The sequence below is a fragment of the Anaerosolibacter sp. genome (assembly GCF_029240175.1).
In the GTDB taxonomy this organism is placed as follows: Bacteria; Bacillota; Clostridia; order Peptostreptococcales; family Thermotaleaceae; genus Anaerosolibacter.
Genome location: NZ_JARBTM010000014.1, coordinates 1 through 21,427, shown reverse-complemented (window position 1 = coordinate 21,427; position 21,427 = coordinate 1). Strand labels below are relative to the sequence as shown.

Here is a 21,427-nt window from a genome sequence, read left to right as displayed (position 1 = left end):
GGGCTATTTTTAGAAAGTACTATTCCATGTATGCACCCTTCATTGGTGATACTGCTGATTTCGTATATAGGGACAATACACCCCTTTTAAATTTTGGTTCTGGTTTGATCCAATGCTTTTTTCTTTCTTCTAATATCTTATCGATTTCATCAGGAGCCATCTCCTGGCCCTTGATGCCAATGATCTCGAGGGTTCGATTTGGAATATCCACCTTGATCAAGTCGCCCTCTTCCACCAAAGCAATAGGTCCCCCCTCCATGGCTTCAGGGGATACGTGGCCTATGGCTGGTCCTCTTGTAGCACCGGAATATCTTCCATCGGTAATCAATGCGATGGAGGATACCAATTCAGGGTCTGTGGCGATGGCTTCTGTGGTGTAGAACATCTCAGGCATACCAGTTCCCTTAGGTCCTTCATAGCGGATAAATACCGCATCTCCAGGCTTAATTTTCTTGCTAATCACTGCTTCAAAGGCTTCTTCTTCTGAGTCAAAGGGTCTAGCCGTTAGCACTGCTTCCATCATTTCTTTTGCCACAGCAGAATGCTTTACAACAGCACCCTCAGGGGCAAGATTTCCCTTTAGAATTGCCACAGCACCCTCTTGCTGGATCGGATTGTTCCTTGGCCGAATCACAGCTTCTCTTTCTACACCCAGTTCCTTTAGGTAGTCTTTGCATCTTTCATAATAGCCATTTTCCTTTAGTTCCTCCAGGTTTTCCCCTAATGTTTTTCCTGTCACTGTCATCACACCTAGGTGAAGGAATTCTTTGATTTCTTCCATGATGGCAGGCACACCCCCTGCATACCAGAAGTACTGCCCTGGGAAAAATCCACTTGGTCGTATATTGGCCAGGTAAGGGATTCTTCGATGGATCTCATCAAATAGATCTGGTGAAATTTCTAATCCTAACTCATGGGCAACCGCCGGAAGGTGTAATAGACTGTTTGTAGAACCAGCAATTGCCGCATGGACCATGATGGCATTTTCAAAGGCTTTCATGGTCATGATCTGTGAAGGCTTGATATCAAGCTTTATTACTTCAAGCAATTGTTCAGCTGTCCTTTGGGCTTCATTCTCCATCTCTTGGAGGGTTGCAGGCATTACTGCCGTTCCTGGCAGGGTCATTCCCAAGGCTTCACACATAACCTGCATGGTTGCTGCTGTTCCCATAAATGCACAGGCACCACAGGATGCACAGGCTGTATGCTGCTTTTCTTTAAAGGCTTCCTCGGTGATTTCTCCCCGCTTCAGTTGAGCACTATAGGTGCCGATCTGCTCCAATGTCAGCATATCTGGCCCTGCTTTCATTACGCCTCCAGTAAAGATGATGGATGGCATATCTAACCTTCCAATGGCTTTTAAGTGGGCAGGCACCCCTTTGTCACAGCTGCAGATAAACATCCCGCCATCAAAGGGCGTAGCCAATGCTTGGATCTCGATCATATTGGCGATCATCTCCCGGGAAAGCAGTGAATAGTTCATGCCGTCATGGCCCTGGGCAATACCATCGCAGATATCTGTTGTTGTATATTTCGCAGGCTTGGCGCCTAATTTGTTCAATCTTTCTTCTGCTGCAAGTACCAGCTTATCTAAATGGACGCTGCCTGGATGACTGTCCCCCCAAGTACTTTGAAGAAAGATTTGGGTTTTATCTAAATCCCCACTGCTCCATCCCATGCCCATTTTCAGTGCATCCATTTCCACGGCTACACTTCTCATTTTCTGGCTTTTTAACATATGAAGTCCTCCTAGTATAGCTGTCATCTACATGCCTATTTCAACAGTCTTGGTAAGAAAGTTGAAATTTGTGGTACGAATGTCAGCAAAGTAACTGCTGCAAATAAGGCGATAATAAATGGTAAAATCGCTTTTGTTATCTTCTCAATTGAAATCTTTGAGATATTCGAAGCAACAAATAGGTTTACCCCTAAAGGCGGCGTTAAGAAACCGATCTCAGAGTTAACAACCAATAAAATACCGAAATGGATTGGATCTACCCCTAAGTTTGTAACCACAGGCAACAACAGCGGTGTTAAAATGATTACGGTTGCCAGTGTCTCCATAAACATTCCAATGAATAGAAGGAATAGGTTGATCAGCATTAAGATGACATACTTATTTTGTGATATTGTCGACAAGAACATTGCCATCTTATGAGGTATTTGGTACATGGTCATCAATCGCCCGAAGGTTGTGGCAACCCCTATAATAATCATTACTGAACCCACGGTAATAGCGGTTTTGTAAAGAGAGTTATAAATCTGATCAAATTTTAATTCTTTGTAGATAAAGGCACCTACCACAAAACCATAGACCACGGCCACTACGGCAGCCTCCGTCGGTGTAAAGACCCCTCCATAAATACCACCTAATATAATTACGGGTGCCAGTAACGCCCAAAATGCATCTTTTAAGGCGACTACAAATTCTTTAAACGAGAATTTCTCTCCTGTCCCGCTGTATCCATTCTTTTTAGAAATTACATAGCCTACTGCAATCAATACTGCTGAAATGACTATACCAGGTATTATCCCAGCGATAAATAAATCTCCGATAGAAACACTTCCTACAACTCCATAAACAACCATAACGATACTTGGTGGAATCAGAATTCCCAATGCACCGCCAGAGGCAGCCACAGCAGATGCAAAATCTTTACTATATCCCTTTTTGATCATCGCCGGAATCATAATTGAACCAATGGCTGCCACTGTAGCAGGACCAGAACCAGAAATGGCTGCAAAGAATGCACAGGCAATAACCGTTACCGTTGCTAATCCTCCTGTATACGAACCCATCAGTACATTGGCCACCCTTACCAATCTTTTGGACAGACCCCCTGTCTCCATCAAATTTCCTGCGAGGATGAAAAAAGGTACAGCCATCAATGGGAAGGAGTCCACCGCCACAAATGACCCTTGGGCCAAATACACCGTAGGCATTTTACTAAATATAAGTCCTAATAGGGAAGCAAAACCAATAGATATTGCAATTGGAACCCCTAATAATAAGAAAATCGTTAAACCTCCAAATAAAACCAATGATATTGACACGGTCTCACCCCATTCCTTAAACTTTTAAACTTGTTTTTTGATTATCATCATCATTTTCTTCAGTTGGATCATTCAAATGTCGTACATCAAAGATAATTCTTTGAATCAGTCTTAACATCATTAGTCCGTAACCTAAAGGAATGATCATGTAGACAAAATTCATTGGTAGGCCAATGGCCGGTGATAATTGTCGATTTGCACCTAGATGCTCAACCAAATACAGTCCATCCTTTAATAAGAACATGGTAAATACTAAAAATATCATATCTGCAAACACATGGGCTATTTTCTTTGCTTTGCCTTTTAAAAACATAATCCCTACTTCTACGCTGATATGCTCTCTTTTCTTCACCGCAAGGGCTGCAGAAATATAGATCGTCCATACAAATACAAACCTTGCTGCTTCCTCAGACCAAGCCAGAGGCATATCAAAAACAAACCTTGATACAACTTGAAAAAAAATAAAAACAGTCATAAAAGAAAGGAGTGTTGCCGCAAGATATTCTTCAAATTTATCATCTATACGTTTTAATAGATTCATTTTATCGCTCCTCACAAATGGTCTTGTAAAGTAATATCCCCATCACCATTTCCTAGATGAAAGGGTTGAATATACTGCTATATTCAACCCAATTTTTCATCTGTCCATAGTCCTATTATTTCGCCAATTCTTTTTGTACTCTATCTAAGTATTCTGCAATCTTACCCTGGGCAAATTCACCATAGATTGCTTGAGCCTTTGTTTGGAATGCTTGTAGTGCTTCTGGTGTCAATTCTACTACCTTCATGCCATTTGCTTCTAGTTCTTTTGATAGTGTTTCGTTTGCTTCTCTGTTTAACTGTCTTTCATGGTCTCTTGCAATCTTTGCTGCTTCCATGATTGCTTCTTGCTCTTCTGGTGTTGATTCATCCCAGAACTTTTGGCTAATCATAAATACGAATGGTGAATATAAGTGATTCGTTAATGTCGTATATCCTTGTACTTCATAGAATTTATTATAGTAGATTGTTGCAATTGGATTTTCTTGACCATCTACTGTCTTTTGTTGTAATGCTGTAAATAACTCTCCGAAGGCCATTGGCGTTGGGTTTGCACCAAATGCTCTAAAAGCAGCCAAGTGAATTGGATTTTCCATTGTTCTAACTTTTAAGCCTTTCATATCCTCAGGTGTTTTTACTTCTACCTGTCTGTTTGTCAATTGTCTGAATCCATTTTCCCAGTAAACCAGTCCTTTGATTCCTTTTGCTGATAAAGAATCTAGCAGTTCTTGACCGATTTCACCATCTAGAATCTTATCTGCAGCCGCTTCATTTGGGAATAAGTATGGAAAATCAAATACTTTGAATTCCTCTACGAAGTTACCAATTGGAGCCGTTGAAGGACATGTGCCCTCTTGTGTTCCTAACTGTAGACCTTCCATCATGGCACGGTCATCACCTAGTGCGCTATTCGCAAATAATTGAACATCAATGGTATCTACTCTATTATTTAATTCTTCTTTGAACTTCTCTAAGCCTTTAAACTGGGGATGATCTTCATTTAGACCAATACCAATTCTCATAACCCTTTTCTCAACTGGCTTACTCTCTGCTGGTGCGCTGCCAGTTTCTGCTGCTGGTTCCTGCTTAGGTGTACATCCTGCAAAAAGACCTACCACTAGCATCAACGTTAATAAAATCGCCAAACTTCTTTTCACTAAGAACCCCTCCCACTTTTTAATGTTTTTATTTTTAAACAGGCTTTCTACGTACAATCCTAAAAGCTTCCTTTTGCATATCAAACCAGAAGCTTTTAGGTTTTTCGCAGCGTACCTTGTTTAAACCAGATTTAATCATTTAGTTTTTCTAATGCTTGTATGGCATTAAACAGCATATCTTTTGTCACAGTATACGGCATTTTCAACATATCTGGTGCATTAACCGCCTTCTCTAATACAGATTCCAGATATGTCCTGTCATTCTTCACATCGATATCCTTTAGACAGGTTGGAAGATCAATCTGCTTGTAGAAAGGATATAACCTATCAAACTCCTCTTTCTGTTCATCCATCACTAGGAGCACCAATACCCCGTAGGCTACTACTTCACCATGCAGGTGATTTTTTTCTATTTCTTCTAATAGGGTGAGTCCATAGAATAGTCCATGGGCAGCGGCACCATTGTTCTCATCACCAACCAGCATAGCAACAATTCCAGTGCTGATGATATTGTTTAAGATGATTTGCTCTAGTTCAAAAGAGGATTCCTTATTTTCGCTGTCTGATAAAGCCTTTGCCCCATATTTTATAAGCGGAAATGCACACATACTGCTCAGTTCCTTGGCCATGGCAGCACTGTGGGAAAGCATTTTCCCCTTCGTTGTAATACCCACCTCATAGTATTTTGCAATGGTATCTCCAATGCCAGCCCGTAAATACTTGGTCGGTGCATGGGCAATTACACTGCTGTCCATAAAAATATGTACAGGAGGTTCAGTCAAATGAAACAGGGATTCAAAATCTCCTTTATCCGTATAGACAATGGAAAGGGCCGTAGTAGCAGCACAGGTTGCTGCGATGGTAGGAACAGTTATTACAGGCAATCCAGCTTTTTGAGCTGCACCTTTGGCTGTGTCTATGGCCTTTCCGCCCCCAACTCCTATGATAACCTCCGCACCTTCCTGCTTCGCTTTTTCTGCTGCACGATCTATATTTTTATTTGTACACTCTCCGCCATACCAATGAAAGTCAATGATGCTTAATTGGTTTTTTTCAAGTCCACACTGAATTTCATTACGTGTCATTTCTAAGGCGGTCTTTCCTCCTATAACCATAATCCTTTTGCCATATGCTTTGGTTACCTTGCCAATATCCGTCAAAACGTTTTCCCCAACTGTATAATTAGGGAATTTGACCATGATATTCTTCATATACATCCCCCCCCTTTTAAAGTCCGGTAACAGCCGATGAGTCGGTTTCAGCAGCTTTTATTCTTCGAATCTCTGTGAGCGTCCGCTCAATATGTCTCCTCATAAATAGTGCTGCCAAATCTGGATCTCTGTCCTTGATAGCATCTAGAATTTTTTTATGCTCATGCAGACCGCCGTAGGGTCCAAGATAGCGATTAATTTCCTGCTGATGAAATTTCCATAAATCCATTAATATACTATTTACCTTAATAATTAATGAATTCCCAGTACCTCTTGCAATCCCCATATGAAAATTATAATCCGCATAGGTAAAGTTTAAGGGTTCATCCTTGCTATTGCACATCTCCTCATAGCACTCCTCTAGAAACTCAATGGTCTCATCATCACATTTTTCCGCACAGAGCCGTGCACTGTCAACCTCCATTAATCTTCTGAACTCCAAAATATCGATTAAATTATCCTTTTCAAGGAGAATCATGGGGATTAGGTTGTTTAAATAGATCGATGGGGAGAGTTCATTGACAAAGGTTCCTTCTCCCTGCCTTTTTGAAAGAACATTTAGGGCAACCATCTTTTCTATCGCTTCACGTACTGAGATTCTGCTAACACCTAAGTCTTGTGCCAGCTGATTTTCAGAAGCTATTTTCATCCCTTGTGTCCATTCCTGCTTTAATATCTTTTCTTCTATTGTTCTATAGACAATATCACTAGTGTTTAATTTTCTCCGCTCCATAACGCCCTCCAACATGTATGACAACTTATAACTTGTTTTCATTTTATATGATGCTTTTGCTGCTGTCAATTAGCATTTTTGTTATTTTTTTCTTATTTAACCCTATTTTTTTATCCATTCATATAAATTTTATTATAAAAACTGTGATTTATTCAATAATTTGTAATCCATCTTGTATTACAACTATGCCTATGTTATATTGTGAGTAAAAGCTGAAGGGGGATGTGTATAACCATGTATTGGAGAAGTAAAGATATTCTTAGTCAGCCTGAATGGTCAAATGTTCGGGCACTTTACAAATCAAGCGGCTATACAGATGATGATTTATCAAAACCGATCATCGCTGTGGTGAATTCATTTAGTACCATATGCCCAGGCCATTTTAATTTAAGAAGTTTGGCCCAGCATGTGAGAGAAGGTATCCGTGCTGCTGGCGGAACCCCTGTAGAATTCGGTACCATTGGTGCCTGTGATGGCATGGCCATGGGCCATGACGGCATGCGCTTTGTTCTCCCAACAAGGGAACTTATTGCAAATGACATTGAAATGATGATGCAGGCCCATCGCTTCGATGGCATGGTATTACTGGGTTCCTGTGATAAAATTATTCCTGGTATGTTGATGGCAGCAGCTCGGCTAGACATCCCTGCCATTTTGGTAAATGGTGGCCCCACTTTGCCCGGTAAGCTGAAGACCAATAACCCATATGGTGGAGAATATGTGGATCATTCTATCATCCAACAATCTTTAGGCTCATTACAATCCGGTAAAATGAGCGAAGAAGACTATTTATGGCTGGAAGATCATGCTGTGCCGACCATCGGCTCCTGCGCTATGTTAGGCACTGCCAATACCATGGGCTGTCTGTCAGAAGCCTTGGGAATGACTTTGCCTGGTACGTCTACTATTCCAGCAGTATATAGCGCCCGCATGGCAGCAGCCTATGAAAGCGGACAAGCAATCATGTCGCTGATCAAGAATGATTTAACTGCACGAAAGATCATCACTCGGGATTCTTTAGAAAATGCCATTAAAGTGAACTCTGCTATTGGAGGTTCTACCAATGCAGTGCTTCATATATTGGCCATTGCTTATGAAGCTGAGATTGACTTAAGTCTTGAAGACTTCGGCAGAATCAGTAGAGAAGTTCCCCATATTACCCCATTAATTCCAGGCGGTCCCTATACCCTCCTTGATCTGCACGAAGCAGGAGGTATACCGGCAGTGATGAAGTCACTAGAAGCGTCATTGGCTTTAGACGTCATTACATTAACAGGTAGAACTGTGGAAGAGAATATTGGCAGGATACGAATAAAAAATAGAGATGTTATAAGAGACTTGAGCAATCCATCCAACATAAATGGCGGTATTGCGGTATTGAAAGGCAACCTATCTCCGGAAGGGGCTGTAACGAAGCCTTCTGCAATTCCAAAGGAAGCCCATACATTTAGAGGGCCTGCCGTAGTATTTGAGAGCGAGCAGGATGCGTTAAAAGGTATCACTTCTGGTATGATAAAAGCAGGTGATGTCCTTGTCATAAGAAATGAAGGACCAAAAGGCGGTCCTGGTATGCCTGAAATGTATAAGGCGATGAAGCTCTTGGTTGGTATGAATCTAGGCAGTAAGGTTTGCGTAATAACAGATGGACGTTTTTCTGGATCAAATAACGGTTGCTTTGTGGGACATATTGCCCCTGAAGCAGCAGAGGGAGGTCCTATAGGTGCTGTAAGAAATGGAGACATCATTGCCATCGATGTAAATCAAGGAACCATCGAGGTAGAAGCAGAAGACTTCGCTGAAAGATGTAAGGATGTGCAGTGCTATACCAATACAAAATTCAAAGGTTACCTCTTTTCCTACGGTAAGCTTGTAAATTCCGCAGCAAAAGGCGCCATTATTCCTGTACGTTAAGCGACACACTATCCTTTAGATTCTCTATGGCAACCTCATATATCTAGATGATCTTTTTACTTCTTGATTTCATAAAAAGGGTTGCCTTATTCGGCAGCCCTCTGTTCGTTACAATATATACAATTACCAACTACTATATAGTTTAATAAACATATTTCTTTAATGTTTCTCTGATTGCACCCTTTGATGCTACTAACTCTTCAAAATAGTTTTCTACAATTTCGCCTAACCCTACATTATATAGGTCTACACCAAAAATAGCAGCATTGGATAAGATAGGTCTAAGTTGTTCATGGAACGGGCCTTTATCTCCAAGTGAAATAGACGCTACGTAAGGTATTACTTCCGCTAGAAGCGGATCTGAGCTTAACTCCATTTTATTTCCATTGTCATCAATACCCATTAAGTACCTGCACCAGCCTGCTAACACAAGGGGAATAAGCTTTAAATCCTTAACGTTTAGATCGACCCTTTCTGTGTAAGCCTTTATTGTTTGTCCAAAGCGAATACCTAATTTTTGAGAAGTATCTGTTGCAATTCTCTGGGGTGTATCCGGCATAAATGGATTTGGAATCCTTACTTGAAGTACTTCATCAATGAATTTCTTCGGATCAATAATGCCTGGATTCACAACTACAGGTAATCCTTCCACATAACCAATCTTCTCCACTAGGGTCTTTAATTCAGGATCTTCCATCTCCTTTGAAATCAAATTATACCCTAATAGACACCCATATATGGCAAGTGCTGTGTGAAGAGGATTAAGGCAAGTACAAACCTTCATTTGCTCTACCTTACCAACGGTTTCCCTATCTGTGAAAATGATACCACCAGCTTCAAGATTCGGTCTTCCGTTAGGAAATAGATCCTCTATAATCAAGTACTCGGGCTCCTCTGCATTTACAAAGGGAGCTGCATAGCTATTTCTTGATGTGACTACATCCTCTACATCTTCAAAACCAACATCTTTCAGCATCTTTCTTACACTTGGATCAGGTCGTGGTGTAATCTTATCAATCATGGACCATGGGAAAGATACTGATTTGGGGTCACTCATATAGGCTTCAAAGCCTTCATCCACTAGGCCCTTTTCCGCCCACTTTTGCGCAAATGCGCTGACTGCCTCATAAAGTCTTGTCCCATTATGGGAGCAATTATCCATGCTTACTAGGGCTAGAGGCTGTTTACCATGTAGATATCTTTCATAAAGCAGGGATGCTACTTGACCCATATAACTGACTGGACTTCGAGGACCATTTTTAAAATCCTCCGTCACATCGGGCAAGTATTCACCTTTACCATCCTTTAAGCTATATCCTTTTTCAGTTATGGTGAAACTTACCATTTGCAGGCTAGGATTTTCAAAGATTTCTTTTAATCTGCTCCAGCTTTCTTTATTTTCTATATCAGAAACCAATGATTCCATAATACTAGCAATGATGGTCTTTTCCATGCTTCCATCTGCCTTTATTTTAACAAGAACTGTTAGGTTGTCATGGGGTTGATACAACTTTTCTATGACCTCTCCCCCTACGACAACAATGCCCTTGTCACTTTTGCCTTCATTTAGAATGTTTTGCTGGGCATTGGCCATAAGTGCCCTGAAAATATTGCCTGCACCAAAATGAATCCAGTTAGGATTTGTCATCGTATTTTCTTTTACTCTCTCAATATCAAATTTAGGGAGCTTAAATCCTGCATGCTCCCAAACGGCAACATTCTTTAAAGCATCTAAATTTAACTTCATTTTAGTCCACCTCTTTCTCTCATGTTATACTTATCCATTAAATCCATAAGTAATATCCATACATATAATCCTACCAAACAACTCCTAAAATAAAGATGTCTGGTAGGTTTTTAAATTTTTAATATATAGCCATAGATTGATCTACATTAGGTTATTTTTTAGCTGACTTCTCAATTGCTTCCCATAATCCGAGTAGGTAGGTTGCACCTAGAGCTCTATCGTATAGACCATAACCAGGCATCGCCTTTTCTCCCCAAATCATCCTGCCGTGGTCAGGTCTAATAGGTCCAGTCATACCGATATCATGAAATGCCTTCATGATTTCAAACATATCTAAAGATCCATCTGAAGATAAATGAGCCGCCTCATCAAACTTACCCGGTGCAAGATGGATAACGTTTCTTACATGGCCAAAGTGAATTCTTCCCTTGAAGCTTCTGATCATATCTGGGATATCATTGTGAGGGCTTGAACCTAAAGAACCTGTACATAATGTAAGACCATTATTCATTACAGGAACTGCATCTAATAATCTTTGAATATTTCCCTTATTATTTACAATTCTTGGCAAACCAAATACAGACCATGCTGGATCATCCATATGAATAGCCATCTTGATTCCATATTTTTCGCAGGTCGGCATGATTGCCTTCAAGAAGTATACAAGGTTTTGGAATAACTTTTCTTCATCTATTTCTTTATACATTTCAAATAGTTCTTTTACCCTTGCAAGTCGATCTGGCTCCCAACCTGGCAGAACAAATCCACCAGAATTAGCATCCAATTCTTCAAACATTTTAGTAGGATCAATCTTATCGATAAGCTCCTGATCATAAGAAAGAACTGTAGACCCATCAGATCTTTCTTTCGCAAGATCTGATCTTGTCCAGTCAAATACAGGCATGAAATTATAGCATACTAAATCGATTCCTTCTTTGCCAAGATTTTCGAGGGTTTCAATGTAATTTGCAATATATTGCTCCCTTGTAGGAAGACCAATTTTAATATCATCGTGGATATTTACACTCTCAATACCACTCAATTCAAGCCCTGCTGCCTCTATTTCTTCCTTCATGGCTCTGATCGCTTCTCTACTCCATACCTCTCCAGGCTTTGTATCATAAAGAGTGGTAATAACACCTACACAGCCAGGAATCTGTCTTATTTGCCCCAAGGTTACGGTATCATGTTTGCTTCCAAACCATCTTAATGTCATTTTCATGCTTGTAATCTCCTCTCTATTTTCATAGAAATATACTAGTATGGTAGTATATTTCTGTGTTTTTGTCAATATGCCTTTATATAATTCTTAATTTCATAAACTACCTTTCTAAGAAGCTTCCATTATTATTCATCCTATTTTTCTAAAAGCATATAAAAACAAAGTCGTAAATACATATTTTGTAAGTACGGCTTCATCTTTATATCTTAGAAAATATATTTATTTTTTAATTTTTGAGACTACATAGCTATAAAAGGCTTCTTTTTGTTTTCCTAATGCTTTATTCGTTAGTACAAAACCATGTTTCGTCGTCGAAAATATAACTATCATACTCGGTTTTTTTGATACTGCTTTTATGGTATTCCATTTTAATTCTGATCTTTGTTTTTCAGTTTTTACATGAACTCCATGGTCATCAAAGCCAATCTCCATATCATGGGGGAACGTTGCTACCTGTCTTTTGGCCCGCATATAAATGACTGCCGGTTGTATAACCGTAAATAGACAAATTGCGATGATGAAAATTATTTTCATAAAGCCATTTACAGTTCCCCAAAACTTTGCACTTAGCAGTCCCATGGCTACTGTAAATATAATATTACATACTCCTACCATAGAACCATAAATACCATACATGGATAACTGCCAAAGATCGAAGGCTGTTGTTTGATAAGTGAATCTATATTTCATATCTTTCTTTACCTAAATAACGATGGAATCCATAAACTAATTCCAGGAATAAAGGTAATGAGTATAAGGGTAATGATCATACATACATAAAATGGCAATGTGGCTTTTACAACGCGCTCCATGGATACTTTAGAAACAGCAGAACCAATAAATAGTACCGCCCCAACGGGTGGTGTCAAAAGACCTATACCACAGTTTAATACAAGCATAATACCAAACTGAATAGGATCAATGCCAATTGAAGTTGCTATTGGAAGTAAAATTGGGGTAGCAATCAATATGATCGGCGCCATGTCCATAATACATCCAAGAATCAAAAGGATAAGATTTAAAAGCAATGCCAAAACAATTGGATTATCTGTAAGATTGATAATTGCCTTTGCTGCTAAAGTTGGAACGCCCAAACGTGTCAGTAAAAACCCAAAGATACTAGAGGTTGCAATCAGAATAAGCACGATAGAAAGTGTATTCACACAATCTTCAAGCACTTTCCAAACACCCTTCCAATCAAGACCTTTATAAATAAATACACTAACAATCAAACTGTAAATAACTGCAATGGCTGCCGATTCTGTAGCTGTAAAAACACCACCTACTACACCTACTACAACGATCAGAACGGCTGCAAGGGCCCAGAAAGAAACGCTAAGCTGTCTTAACAAATTCATCACGCTAAATGGTTCACCCTTTGGGTAGTTTCTCTTCACAGAAATGATATATGAACCTACCATCAAGGATACTGCCAGTAGTGCGGCTGGTAAATAGCCTGCAAGGAAAAGACTTCCTACGGAAATACCACCTGCAGTCGTCGCATAAATAACCATATTATGACTTGGGGGAACCAAAAGCCCTTCGCAGGATGAAGTGATGGTAACCGCCGTTGAAAAATCATCATCGTAGCCTTGGTCTACCATCATAGGAATTAAAATACTGCCAAGGGATGCTGTATCTGCAGCTGCAGAACCAGAAATACCTCCAAAGAAGTATGATGCTACGATGTTTACCATGGCCATACCGCCTCGCATCCAGCCAACACAGGCATTGGCCAGGGCAATCAGCTTTTCTGAGATTCCACCAGACCCCATGAGAACCCCCATTGTGATGAAGAAAGGTACTGCCATAAGACTGAAAGAACTAATCCCCTTTACCATCTGCTGAACGATGGTGGTAAGTGGAAGTCCTTGGTACAAAAGAGTGAACAGCGATGAAAGGGCTACTGCATAAGCGATAGGAAATCTTAAAAATACCATTAGAAAAAAACTACCAATTAAAATCAATATTGCCATACTTTCAGCAGTCATCACATATCCTCCTCTTTTACAAAAATTCCTTTAACATGATTATATAATATCTCTATTTCGAAAAGAACCATAGCTATACCAGCCAACGGAACTGGAAAATACATCCAGAATCTAGAAAGACCTGGCATACTCACATAAGATCCTTTGGAACCGATTTGGACTGCGTACTTCCAGCCTACTGTTATCATCACCACAGCAAGGGCTAAAACAGCAACATCTGAAAGAATATCCAAAGCAATGATCACTTTTCTAGGTAAATAACTATCAAATGCCGTCATACGAATATGTGCATTTCTTCTGATGGCTAAAGCCGCAGAAAGAACTGCCATATAGGCCATACAAGTTAAAACGACTTCTTCACTCCATGCTGGATCTGGAATAAAAGGAATATATCGACCAGCCACTGCAAAACTAGTAATAAGAATATCTACTACTAAAAGTATCTTGCATAAGAATAGGACCACCTTATAAGCCACATCATATGCTGGTTTCATCCTATCAATTGTATTAAACATCTTAGGCATACCTTACCTCCTTAAAAATTTAGACACAAAGGGTATAATCCCCCTCTGTGTCTATAAACATATCCTATTCATGCTACTTGTACTATGTTACAATCCATCCTTTTGTGAATATTATTTCATATCAACAATCTTTTGATAAAGATCTTTATGCTTTGCAGTTTCAGTTTCAATAACACCTTTTACTGCTTCCTGCCAAGGTGCGATATCCTTAACTTCTACAATATTGATACCATCTGCTTTTAAACCTTCTAACACTTTGTTCTCAGCTTCTTCAGAAATTTTTCTGTTAAATTCTGATGCATATTTACCTGCTTCCACAAGAATATTCTGCTGTTCTTCTGTAAGCTTATCCCAAGCTTCATCTGTAATAACTACTTGAACTGCTCCAAGTGTATGTCCATCAAGAATCATGTTTGGTGCAACTTCTTGGAATGCATTTGATTTATAGTTAGCGATAGGTTGTTCAGCACCATCTACTACCCCTGTTTGTAATGCAGAATAAAGTTCACCGAAAGATACAACTGTAGGAGAAGCACCAAGTCCTTGTACCAAACCATTCATAACAGGATCATTTGATACTCTTAGCTTCATGCCTTTTAAATCTTCTATGCCTTTCACTTCTTTTGTTGTAAAGAAATGACGGAAACCTTCTTCTCCATAGAATAAACCTCTAACGCCGCTGCCATTTTCATGGGGCTCTAGTAGGAATTCAGGCGCTAAGTCAGATGTAGCAAAATTCCAGAAATGTTCACGGTTTACAAATGTATAAGGAATAGAAAGCAGTTTTGATTTTTCTCCACCATAAGGTGTAAGGGCAAACGCTGAGATACGGGACATATCAATTGTTCCGCCGCCACCAAGCATCGCATCAAGCACATCGTTTTCTGCTCCTAAAACACCGCTTGCCTGAATATCAATCTTAATCTTTCCACCTGATAGTTCTTCAACTTTTTCTTTAAAGGCAGTGCCTGTTTGACCAACAATCGTATCTAGAGGATTAACTTCTGCATATACAAGGGTAATCTCTGGTTCTGTTGTTGTTCCTTCTTGCTTTGCTTCTTCTTTTGCCGGCTGCTCTGTTGGTGATTTCATGCCACAACCTGCTAATCCTGCAACAATTAACACTAGCACAAGACTTAATGATAATAACTTAAAACCTTTTTTCATTTTGCCCCCTCCTATTTTCTGTACTTAATATTTGCATTGTAGAAAGTTCCTAAAAAAATTTTCTTTAGAACAGTACCCACATCTAGGAATTTCTACATAAATGCCAATCATTTTTGTTTGCATAAGATAACGTTTTCTCTAACATCTAAAAAAAGTCCTTTACTTCCTGTAGCAGAATTCGTTTGTTAATTATTTTATTACTACAAAGCACTTATACGTTTTAATTAAATCATCCATACACTAATCTATGCACTTAAAATCTAACATATCATAATATCTTTTATCCCACATTTCCATCTATAATATATACTACCATACTAGAATGCTTGAGTCAATTATATCATCAATAAATTCTTTAAAAATGCATTGTACATGGTCTATGGTTTGGACATCAGAAATATCCTCGAGTTATCTTCTTCAATAAGGTCTAATGCTTTTGACTTGTTGATTTATCCATTAAATGACATAATGGTGTACCCTCCTTAGTGATATTTAAATTTGATATCAACCTCGAAGTTTACACCATTTATTTTACACGCTCGTATGTTTTTTAATCCCTTTTAAAGTATTGAGGATACTTTGCTTTTAATTCTATCTGATCAAATATCAGCTTTTTGATATGATTACTAATTACTTCCTGTCCCATTTGTTCATCATGATTTCTAATACTCTCTAAAATCTGCATATGCTGTCCAATGACATTTTTCCAGTTGACATCTGCAATAAAGGAAAGCATCCGAACACGCTTGTATTCTGAATTAATCTGTTCTATAAAAGACCATGTTCTTGCTTTGTTGCATCCAATAAATATCGTTTTATGAAACTCTTCATCCATCTCGAGAAACTTAAAGAATAATCTCTGCTCTATTAGATTTTTTTGCGTATTGATATTTTCTTGAAGAACATCTAATAACTCCTCTGGAAACTTTTCTGTAGCAATCTTAAGTACAGACTTCTCTAAACTCTCCCTAATAAATCTCGCATCTTCAACAATATCTAAATCAATATAGGAAATATAAGTTCCTCTCTGAGGAAGGACGTAGAGTAAGCCTTCTTTGGCTAATTTAATAAAAGCTTCTCTGACTGGCGTTCTACTAACATTTAGAAGATCAGAAATCTCCTTTTCACTCACCCGATTCCCCGGGGCCATGTTAAGGTTAATAATGTTTCTTTTGATGACTTCATATACATAATCACCGACTGACGTTCCATCTTTTTGCTTTTCTATTTCTAAATTCATATATTCACTTCCCTAGAAGAATAATTTCATCTATTATACACGACCCCTTACCATACTACCATAGTAGCTATTTACTGTCAATCATGATGTGGAATATATCAACCTATTAAAGGCTATAAGTATATTCTTGTGTAAATTATTTTTGAAGGATTTGATTCATACCACTCTGGATATGCTCCCTCATATATTGTCTTGCCATTGCTTCATCCTTTTCCAAAATCGCATCCAGTACCCTTCTATGGTGACCTAGCACTTTTTCTCCACTTTCAGGTATATCTTTTGTCTCCTGATAACCTTCAACAATGGAATCATTAATAATAGGTACGATTCTTCTAATGATCGGATTATGGGTGCTTTTAGCAATGATATTATGAAACTTGATATCAGCTTTTGTATGGTCTTTGCCCTCGAGTATCTGGTTTTCTAATACATGGAATGCCTCTTCAAGGGCTTTAATATTTTTTTCTGTGGCTCTTTGGGCAGCAAGGGCTGCCATCTCAGGTTCTATAATTAGCCTCGTTTCAAAAAGATACAATAGCAGATCTTTTTTGTTCATAAAGGTAACGCCTAGAGGATCTGTTGCAATTCCAGGATTCTCACATACATAGGTTCCCTTCCCCCTGCGAATTTCCAAAACATTCTTTGAAACCAATGTTTTGATTGCCTCTCGAACCGTTGAACGGCTAACGTTCAATTGTCCTGCCAAGTCTATCTCATTTGGTAGTTTTTCTCCAGGCTGCAGTTTTTGTTCTATGATTAAAGCTTTGATATTATTCGCAATTTTTTCCGATAGCAATACTTTATCAAACATGATCTCCTACACTTCCAATCTTCTTTAGATATACATTATGACATGGATATCTTATCATAAATCATATTCTATTCATATAATTTTTATTTATTATACGATTTATAGTCTTTCTACAATTGTAGTTTGTACTGTTTTCCGAATTTCCATCAATTTCTCTTATATGTTTTATAAAAAAATATATATGTTACTACATAAAATTATGAATTATACACGAAGGTATTTTTTAAATATTCAGAAACTAATACATGTAATATTCATATTTTTTTAAAAAGTCTATTTTTCATAGAAAGGAGGTCTCTTAAAAGAACTTCACAAAATACTTATTAACAGGAGGTAACTTTATGGATAACAATCGCGCGGCACCAGTACATTCTGAGGTTCTTTACAAGATCGAGGACGTGCCACCCCTTCAGGTAAGCATCCTTCTTGCATTTCAACATATCATGGCCGCTTTTGGCGGTATTGTTGCTGTTCCATTGGTTGTGGGAGGCGTACTCGGTTTGCCAGTTGCAGATTTGGCATACCTTGTCAGTGCAGCATTGTTTATGGCAGGCGTTGCAACGTTTATTCAAGCAAAAGGAATTGGTAAATGTGGTGCTAGAGTCCCCTGTGTCATGGGTACAGACTTTACCTTTGTAGGTCCTTCTATCGCAGTTGGCTTTGCAGGAGGTTTGCCTGCAATTTTTGGTGCTACAATCTTAGGTTCGTTTGTGGAAATTATACTTAGTCGATTTATTAAACCATTAAGAAAATTTTTCCCACCAATTGTTACAGGTACGGTTGTAACCTTAATTGGTCTTACCCTGCTTCCTGTTTCTATTGACTGGGCAGCTGGTGGTTTCGGAGCTGCTGATTATGGCAGCATTAAAAATGTAGGTGTTGCCATGGCTGTTATGATCGTCACCATGCTGTTAAACCGCTATGGAAAAGGCATTGTCAGTTCTGCTGCTGTTATTCTAGGTCTGATTTTCGGATATGCCATAAGCTTACCCTTAGGTCTGCTACATTTTGAACCGATTAAGGAAGCAGGCTGGATTGCTTTCCCTTCAATCTTTAAATTTGGTGTAACATTTAGCTTTGCATTTGTACTTCCTTTCATTACTGCCTATCTGGTAACAACCATTGAAACGGTTGGGGTACTCATGGCCATCGGTGAAGCGTCTGGTAGAGAGTTGACCAGTGAAGAGATTGAAGCAGGAATTTTGGCCGATGGTGTAGGAAGCTTTATTGCTGGATTCTTCGGAGCTGGGCCTAATACTTCCTTTAGCCAAAACGTGGGACTTATTCCTTTGACAAAGGTAGCGAGTAAATTTGTCGTTGTCGTTGCAGGGGTTATCTTAATGCTTTTAGGCATTTTCCCGAAATTCGGTGCCCTCATAGCCATCATGCCTAACCCTGTATTGGGTGGAGCTGGAATCATCATGTTTGGTGTTGTAGCTGCTTCTGGAATTAAGACCCTTAAGGACGTGGAAATGTCCAATAGAAATCTATTGATCTTGGCAATTTCTCTTGGTTTAGGCCTTGGTGTTACCGTGAGACCTGATTTCATTTCCCAACTTCCCGAGGCATTAAAAAGCCTTTTCTCTTCCGGCATTAGTGCAGGTACAATTGCAGCCCTTGTGCTGAATATCGTATTAACCGAAGAACCAAAACCTGCTATCGAGTTTGAGGAAAACGTTATTTAGTTCAAAATATTTATACAAGAATAAGCTAGGATGCATACCCTAGCTTATTCTTATATAGGCTTATAGTTCACAATAAATAAAAGATGCGACACAGTCGCATAGATCAAGATCAATAAAATTGTAGGGGCGATTCACGAATCGCCCAATGTTAGCGGAATATCCATTATGGATAGTGCCACAATTGCCACCATCCAGAGCGCAAAAAAGCATCTCAAAGACATAAGACGATATCCATCACGTTGTTCAGGAAGGCCGGCGGATTGGGAGTTTTGTTCTACGGGCGATTCGTGAATCGCCCCTACCAATATCAACAATACGTCTTATTTCCCTACCATATCGTCATGATCCGATAAATTTTACATATTCGTACACTTCCCGCTATTGCCCGGGAAATATGACGAAACATCGTACATTTTGTAGTATGTAAAAAATACTCTATACTTCAAAAATATCTTACATGCGAAACTCCATATGATAAGTATACTTTTCTATTTTTTTTACCATGATAATCATAGTGTATACTTATTCTCTTTCTTAATAAGAAGTATGTGTAGAATTAAAACAATGAGGTGATATCATGAATTATGATCAAGTAATCGCAGATACGATTAAGACAAACAACTCGAAAATTGTACTATTGGTAATGGATGGTGTTGGCGATATTCGTCACCCAAAGTTTGGAAACAAAACCCCTTTGGAATACGCCCATACCCCTAATTTAGATCAACTAGCGGCAACATCTGCCGTCGGTCGTTCCATCCCTATCCTCCCAGGGATCACACCAGGCAGCGGCCCTGGTCATTTAGGAATTTTCGGCTATGATCCCCTTATACATACCATTGGAAGGGGTATATTGGAAGGCGTAGGCATTGGCTTTGAAATACAAGCTGGAGATGTGGCCACCCGATGCAATTTTGCTTCTATGGATAGCAACGGCATTATCACCGATAGAAGAGCTGGACGAATCCCAACTGAAACAACCATAGAACTATGTAACATTCTAAAGGAAATCAAAGAAATTGATGGTGTAGAAATTATTATTGAACCTGGCAAAGGACACCGCTTCGTCACGGTCTTTCGATCTAAAGACAAGGAATTGGGTGCTCTTATTAATGATACGGATCCTTTAAATGAGGGAAAAGCTCCCCTTAAAGCAAAAGGACAAAATGATGCTTCTCAGTTCCTAGCTCACATTGTAAATCAGTTCATGGAGAAAGGATTTTCTTTATTAAAAGATACAAATCCTGCCAATGCTTTTTTAATGCGAGGATTTTCTGGAAAGCCAAAAATTCCATCTATGCGAGATAAATATTTATTAGAATCCGCAGCCATTGCATCCTATCCTATGTATAGGGGTATTGCATCCTTACTGGGTATGCAGTTACTTCCTGCACCTGATTCTATAGAAAACCTATTTCAGACCTATGTGGAACATCGCCAAAAATATGATTTCTTCTTTATTCATATTAAAGGTACTGACCAAGCCGGTGAAGATGGTGCTTTTGATGGGAAAGTAAGTTGTATCGAAAAAGTAGATCAAGCTTTACCAATCCTCTTAGAGCATAAACCCGACGTACTAGCCATTACAGGAGATCATTCATCTCCCTGCTCAATGAGGGCACACAGTTGGCATCCTGTACCGACACTTATCCATAGTGAATTTTGTGATGTAGATGATGTAAGGGTATTCAATGAAAGTGCATGTAATACTGGCAGCCTAGGCTTCTTTGAAAGCAAATATCTTATGGGTCTGCTGTTATCCAATGCTAAACGCCTAGACAAGTTTGGTGCGTAAATCAAAAAATTATAAAAAATACCTGATACGAATTCGTATCAGGTATTTTTTTCTTTTGGTGCCCAGAGCCGGAATCGAACCAGCGACACGAGGATTTTCAGTCCTCTGCTCTACCGACTGAGCTATCTGGGCAAATAGATGGCGGAGGGGGTGGGATTCGAACCCACGGCCCCTTTCGAAGTCACTGGTTTTCAAGACCAGCTCCTTAAACCGCTCGGACACCCCTCCATACTATGGCAAAAAAACATTGGAGCGGAAGACGAGATTCGAACTCGCGACCCTCGCCTTGGCAAGGCGATGCTCTACCCCTGAGCCACTTCCGCGTGAATGGTGCGGGTGGAGGGACTTGAACCCCCACGCACGTGGCGCTAGATCCTAAGTCTAGTGCGTCTGCCAATTCCGCCACACCCGCATGTATTTAGTTATCGGTTATTAGTTGTCAGTTGCTGATTACTATGGTCTATCTTTTGAGCTTTTGGCCCAAAATACTCACCCTAAGAACCGTCAACCGGTAACCGTGTACCGTTAACTGCACTTAAATGGTGGGCGCAATAGGGATCGAACCTATGACCCCCTGCTTGTAAGGCAGGTGCTCTCCCAGCTGAGCTATGCGCCCATATTAAATGGTGACCCATCCGG

At 39.4% G+C, this 21,427-nt stretch carries 17 protein-coding genes and 5 tRNA genes; 3 read left to right on the top strand and 19 right to left on the bottom strand.

Translation table 11 applies throughout. From position 1 onward, the window contains the following. Window positions 1-19 precede the first annotated feature (19 nt). From ilvD (K0R93_RS11220) to K0R93_RS11195, 6 genes are all read right to left on the bottom strand, one after another. Window positions 20-1,738 carry a dihydroxy-acid dehydratase gene (gene ilvD / locus K0R93_RS11220; protein WP_300301247.1) on the bottom strand — a complete coding sequence of 573 codons (1,719 nt, stop codon included), beginning with the start codon at window positions 1,736-1,738 and terminating at the stop codon, window positions 20-22. Window positions 1,739-1,773: 35 nt separating this feature from the next. Beyond that, window positions 1,774-3,054, bottom strand: a complete 1,281-nt coding sequence (locus K0R93_RS11215) for a TRAP transporter large permease (RefSeq protein ID WP_300301245.1) — start codon at window positions 3,052-3,054, stop codon at window positions 1,774-1,776. A 16-nt stretch (window positions 3,055-3,070) separates the two neighbouring features. Further along, window positions 3,071-3,595, bottom strand: a complete 525-nt coding sequence (locus tag K0R93_RS11210) for a TRAP transporter small permease (protein WP_300301243.1) — start codon at window positions 3,593-3,595, stop codon at window positions 3,071-3,073. Between the two features lie 115 nt (window positions 3,596-3,710). Further along, a complete protein-coding gene (locus K0R93_RS11205) occupies window positions 3,711-4,751 on the bottom strand; it encodes a TRAP transporter substrate-binding protein (protein WP_300301240.1) in 1,041 nt (346 codons plus the stop codon). Between the two features lie 131 nt (window positions 4,752-4,882). After that, on the bottom strand, window positions 4,883-5,962 hold the full coding sequence (locus K0R93_RS11200) for an iron-containing alcohol dehydrogenase family protein (RefSeq protein ID WP_300301238.1): 1,080 nt from the start codon (window positions 5,960-5,962) through the stop codon (window positions 4,883-4,885). Between the two features lie 16 nt (window positions 5,963-5,978). Next, the gene (locus K0R93_RS11195; protein ID WP_300301236.1) at window positions 5,979-6,695 is read right to left on the bottom strand and encodes a FadR/GntR family transcriptional regulator; all 717 of its coding nucleotides are present in this window, start codon (window positions 6,693-6,695) and stop codon (window positions 5,979-5,981) included. Window positions 6,696-6,929: 234 nt separating this feature from the next. Between K0R93_RS11195 and ilvD (K0R93_RS11190) the strand changes: the two genes are divergently transcribed. Then, on the top strand, window positions 6,930-8,606 hold the full coding sequence (gene ilvD, locus K0R93_RS11190) for a dihydroxy-acid dehydratase (RefSeq protein ID WP_300301234.1): 1,677 nt from the start codon (window positions 6,930-6,932) through the stop codon (window positions 8,604-8,606). Window positions 8,607-8,748: 142 nt separating this feature from the next. Here the strand turns inward: ilvD (K0R93_RS11190) and K0R93_RS11185 are convergent, their stop codons facing one another. From K0R93_RS11185 to K0R93_RS11150, 8 genes are all read right to left on the bottom strand, one after another. Continuing rightward, complete coding sequence (locus K0R93_RS11185; protein ID WP_300301232.1) at window positions 8,749-10,353, bottom strand: mannitol dehydrogenase family protein; 1,605 nt, start codon at window positions 10,351-10,353, stop codon at window positions 8,749-8,751. Window positions 10,354-10,504: 151 nt separating this feature from the next. Then, a complete protein-coding gene (uxuA, locus tag K0R93_RS11180; RefSeq protein WP_300301230.1) occupies window positions 10,505-11,575 on the bottom strand; it encodes a mannonate dehydratase in 1,071 nt (356 codons plus the stop codon). 219 nt (window positions 11,576-11,794) lie between these two features. After that, window positions 11,795-12,265, bottom strand: a complete 471-nt coding sequence (locus tag K0R93_RS11175) for a YcxB family protein (RefSeq protein WP_300301228.1) — start codon at window positions 12,263-12,265, stop codon at window positions 11,795-11,797. A gap of 8 nt (window positions 12,266-12,273) precedes the next feature. Beyond that, window positions 12,274-13,566 carry a TRAP transporter large permease gene (locus tag K0R93_RS11170; RefSeq protein WP_300301226.1) on the bottom strand — a complete coding sequence of 431 codons (1,293 nt, stop codon included), beginning with the start codon at window positions 13,564-13,566 and terminating at the stop codon, window positions 12,274-12,276. After that, window positions 13,566-14,090 (bottom strand): TRAP transporter small permease, encoded by a 525-nt coding sequence (locus tag K0R93_RS11165; protein ID WP_300301224.1) that lies wholly within the window; start codon window positions 14,088-14,090, stop codon window positions 13,566-13,568. Before K0R93_RS11165 ends, K0R93_RS11170 begins: the two co-directional genes overlap by 1 nt. Window positions 14,091-14,201: 111 nt before the next feature. Then, complete coding sequence (locus tag K0R93_RS11160; protein WP_300301222.1) at window positions 14,202-15,257, bottom strand: TRAP transporter substrate-binding protein; 1,056 nt, start codon at window positions 15,255-15,257, stop codon at window positions 14,202-14,204. A 550-nt stretch (window positions 15,258-15,807) separates the two neighbouring features. Next, window positions 15,808-16,497: a GntR family transcriptional regulator gene (locus K0R93_RS11155; protein ID WP_300301220.1), complete on the bottom strand. Its 690-nt coding sequence runs from the start codon at window positions 16,495-16,497 to the stop codon at window positions 15,808-15,810. 136 nt (window positions 16,498-16,633) lie between these two features. After that, entirely contained in the window at window positions 16,634-17,308 is a 675-nt protein-coding gene (locus K0R93_RS11150; protein WP_300301218.1) for a FadR/GntR family transcriptional regulator, read from the bottom strand. Between the two features lie 341 nt (window positions 17,309-17,649). On the opposite strand from K0R93_RS11150, the gene K0R93_RS11145 reads away from it, so the two are divergent. Next, window positions 17,650-18,993 carry a nucleobase:cation symporter-2 family protein gene (locus tag K0R93_RS11145; protein ID WP_300301216.1) on the top strand — a complete coding sequence of 448 codons (1,344 nt, stop codon included), beginning with the start codon at window positions 17,650-17,652 and terminating at the stop codon, window positions 18,991-18,993. A 577-nt stretch (window positions 18,994-19,570) separates the two neighbouring features. Beyond that, window positions 19,571-20,788: a 2,3-bisphosphoglycerate-independent phosphoglycerate mutase gene (locus tag K0R93_RS11140; protein ID WP_300301215.1), complete on the top strand. Its 1,218-nt coding sequence runs from the start codon at window positions 19,571-19,573 to the stop codon at window positions 20,786-20,788. 56 nt (window positions 20,789-20,844) lie between these two features. Here the strand turns inward: K0R93_RS11140 and K0R93_RS11135 are convergent. The 5 genes from K0R93_RS11135 to K0R93_RS11115 form a co-directional block, all read right to left on the bottom strand. Continuing rightward, window positions 20,845-20,920: transfer RNA gene (locus tag K0R93_RS11135), tRNA-Phe, on the bottom strand. Between the two features lie 7 nt (window positions 20,921-20,927). After that, window positions 20,928-21,016, bottom strand: a tRNA-Ser gene (locus tag K0R93_RS11130). Between the two features lie 20 nt (window positions 21,017-21,036). Next, window positions 21,037-21,111: transfer RNA gene (locus K0R93_RS11125), tRNA-Gly, on the bottom strand. A 5-nt stretch (window positions 21,112-21,116) separates the two neighbouring features. Beyond that, window positions 21,117-21,200 (bottom strand) — tRNA-Leu (locus tag K0R93_RS11120). A gap of 128 nt (window positions 21,201-21,328) precedes the next feature. Beyond that, window positions 21,329-21,404: transfer RNA gene (locus K0R93_RS11115), tRNA-Val, on the bottom strand. Window positions 21,405-21,427 lie beyond the last annotated feature (23 nt).

Bases quoted from the DNA above. Each gene is read 5' to 3' on its own strand.
- K0R93_RS11170 (WP_300301226.1), bottom strand. From the start codon at position 13,566: ATGACTGCTGAAAGTATGGCAATATTGATTTTAATTGGTAGTTTTTTT.
- K0R93_RS11140 (WP_300301215.1), top strand. From the start codon at position 19,571: ATGAATTATGATCAAGTAATCGCAGATACGATTAAGACAAACAACTCG.
- K0R93_RS11195 (WP_300301236.1), bottom strand. From the start codon at position 6,695: ATGGAGCGGAGAAAATTAAACACTAGTGATATTGTCTATAGAACAATA.
- uxuA (WP_300301230.1), bottom strand. From the start codon at position 11,575: ATGAAAATGACATTAAGATGGTTTGGAAGCAAACATGATACCGTAACC.
- K0R93_RS11200 (WP_300301238.1), bottom strand. From the start codon at position 5,962: ATGAAGAATATCATGGTCAAATTCCCTAATTATACAGTTGGGGAAAAC.
- K0R93_RS11155 (WP_300301220.1), bottom strand. From the start codon at position 16,497: ATGAATTTAGAAATAGAAAAGCAAAAAGATGGAACGTCAGTCGGTGAT.
- K0R93_RS11160 (WP_300301222.1), bottom strand. From the start codon at position 15,257: ATGAAAAAAGGTTTTAAGTTATTATCATTAAGTCTTGTGCTAGTGTTA.
- K0R93_RS11175 (WP_300301228.1), bottom strand. From the start codon at position 12,265: ATGAAATATAGATTCACTTATCAAACAACAGCCTTCGATCTTTGGCAG.
- ilvD (WP_300301234.1), top strand. From the start codon at position 6,930: ATGTATTGGAGAAGTAAAGATATTCTTAGTCAGCCTGAATGGTCAAAT.
- K0R93_RS11150 (WP_300301218.1), bottom strand. From the start codon at position 17,308: ATGTTTGATAAAGTATTGCTATCGGAAAAAATTGCGAATAATATCAAA.
- K0R93_RS11165 (WP_300301224.1), bottom strand. From the start codon at position 14,090: ATGCCTAAGATGTTTAATACAATTGATAGGATGAAACCAGCATATGAT.
- ilvD (WP_300301247.1), bottom strand. From the start codon at position 1,738: ATGTTAAAAAGCCAGAAAATGAGAAGTGTAGCCGTGGAAATGGATGCA.
- K0R93_RS11145 (WP_300301216.1), top strand. From the start codon at position 17,650: ATGGATAACAATCGCGCGGCACCAGTACATTCTGAGGTTCTTTACAAG.
- K0R93_RS11210 (WP_300301243.1), bottom strand. From the start codon at position 3,595: ATGAATCTATTAAAACGTATAGATGATAAATTTGAAGAATATCTTGCG.
- K0R93_RS11185 (WP_300301232.1), bottom strand. From the start codon at position 10,353: ATGAAGTTAAATTTAGATGCTTTAAAGAATGTTGCCGTTTGGGAGCAT.